We start from the raw sequence: 1,963 nt of genomic DNA, 5'->3' as shown, positions 1-1,963 counted from the left end.
GGACCGTTGAGCGCGCCTTCCTCACCACCCGAGATGCCTGCCCCGACGAAATTGAGGCCACGTTCGGCCATGGCGGCCTCGCGGCGAATCGTGTCGGTGTAGAGGGCGTTGCCACCGTCGATGATGATGTCGCCCGGCTCCATCACGGCAGCCAGCTCCTCGATGACGGTGTCGGTCGCCTCGCCCGCCTTGACCATGATCAGCACCCGTCGCGGCTTCTCCAGCGCCGCGACGAACTCCTCCACGGTCTCGGTGCGGACGAAATCGCCGTCACCGCCGTGCTCGGCGAGCAGTGCGTCGGTCTTGGCCACGGAACGGTTGTGCAGCGCGACGGTGTAGCCGTGCTTGGCGAAGTTGCGGGCGATGTTGCTGCCCATCACTGCCAGGCCGGTGACACCGATGTGTGCACGCGCGGTAGAGGTCGACATTGATCAGCTCTCTTCGTTCGGCGATTCGATGGGTGCAGAAGACGAACTCCTTGGCAGGCAAGTTACTGGGTGCCGGTTCGCCGCCGAACACCTACCACCGTGACCGGGGCTACACGGCGAACCGGGCCCGGCCCGCGTGTCGGCGGTCGCTGCTAGTGTCGGTCGAGTTCTGACACGGGGTGTCTCGCGACCGCGAGGCTGAGAACAGACCCGCTGAACCTGTTCAGGTAATGCTGACGAAGGGATGTCACGGTGTTGCACGCCCACACCACAAATACCGGCCTGTTCACCGATCACCTCTGGGACCGCACCAAGGTCCTGCGGAGCGCGATCGATGAGCTGGAATTCCTGCGGCACCTCGGCGAGGGCACCTTGCCGCTCGAGGTGTTCCGGACCTACATCGAGCAGGATTCGCTGTATCTGACCGGGTATTCGAAGGCGCTGGCGATTCTCGCCGCCAAGTCACCGGACCCGCAGACCGCGGCCTTCTGGGCCACCTCGTCCGCGAATGCCGCTGCTGTCGAGTCGGCCATGCACGACCAGATGCTCACCGGCGGAGCGCTGCCCCCGCGGCAGGGCGAGCCGGAGCATTCCCAGACCTGCCTGGCCTACGTCTCCTACCTGATCGCCGCCGCGGCGACCGAGTCCTACGCGGTCGCGGCGGCGGCCGCGCTGCCCTGCTTCTGGATCTATGCCGACGTGGGACGCGGCCTGGCCGAGAGTGCCGCGAAGGTGATCGCCGCCGACGCCGCCCACCCGTATGCCCAGTGGGTCACCACCTACGGCGCGGAAGAGTTCCAGCAGGCCGCGGCCACGGCGCGATCGCTGGTCGACGCCGCCGCCGAGTCGGCGAGCGAGCGTGAGCGGGCGGCGATGGAGAAGGCATTCATCCTCGCCGTGCGCTACGAGCTGATGTTCTGGGACACCGCCCTGCACCCGCAGCCCTGGCCTGCCGGATGAGCGGGCGGCTGCGCCGCGCACTCGCGGTCATGGCAACCACCGTCGCGACCCTGTCGCTGGTCACCGCCTGCGGTTCGGGCGGCGGCTCCGACCAGACCATCCGCTTCGCGCTGGACTGGACGCCCAACACCAACCACTCCGGACTGTATGTCGCCTTGCAGCGCGGCTACTTCGCCGACGCCGGTCTGGATGTGCAGGTGCTGCCCTACAACAACACCTCGGTCGACACGGTGGTCGATGCGGGGAACGCGGAATTCGGGATCAGCACCCACAATTCGTCGACGTTCGCCCGCGCCTCGGGTGCGCGCATCCAGTCGGTGCTCGCACCCCTGCAGCACTGGGCGACCGGGATCGGCGTGCGCGCCGACCGTGCCGACCTCGCAAGCCCGAAGAATCTGGACGGCAAGACCTACGCCGGTTTCGGTGACCCGGGTGAGAAGGAGTCACTCGCACAGGTCATCCGCAACGACGGCGGCACCGGCGAATTCACCTCCGTCATGCTGGGATCGTCGGCGTACGAGGCCGTCTACTCCGGGAAAGCAGACTTCACCGTCTCGTATCTGGCGTGGGAGGGC

3 protein-coding genes and 1 riboswitch are annotated in these 1,963 nt (G+C 67.3%); of the genes, 2 read left to right on the top strand and 1 reads right to left on the bottom strand.

All coding sequences use genetic code 11. From position 1 onward, the window contains the following. On the bottom strand, positions 1-428 hold a 428-nt coding region (locus tag ACFWF3_RS34005; protein ID WP_379318108.1), incomplete at its 3' end, for an NAD(P)-binding domain-containing protein. Positions 429-593: 165 nt separating this feature from the next. Beyond that, a riboswitch (TPP riboswitch) is annotated at positions 594-690 on the top strand. Between ACFWF3_RS34005 and ACFWF3_RS34000 the strand changes: the two genes are divergently transcribed. Further along, complete coding sequence (locus tag ACFWF3_RS34000) at positions 681-1,388, top strand: TenA family protein (protein ID WP_379318106.1); 708 nt, start codon at positions 681-683, stop codon at positions 1,386-1,388. (Overlaps the previous riboswitch by 10 nt.) Then, the coding region (locus tag ACFWF3_RS33995; protein ID WP_379318104.1) for an ABC transporter substrate-binding protein at positions 1,385-1,963 on the top strand (579 nt) is incomplete at its 3' end. The genes ACFWF3_RS34000 and ACFWF3_RS33995, both read left to right, overlap by 4 nt.

Origin of the sequence: Nocardia sp. NPDC060220 (assembly GCF_042727815.1) — a bacterium.
Classification (GTDB): domain Bacteria; phylum Actinomycetota; class Actinomycetes; order Mycobacteriales; family Mycobacteriaceae; genus Nocardia.
Note: the sequence above shows the minus strand (reverse complement) of the source record. Positions and strands in the feature narration are given on the sequence as shown.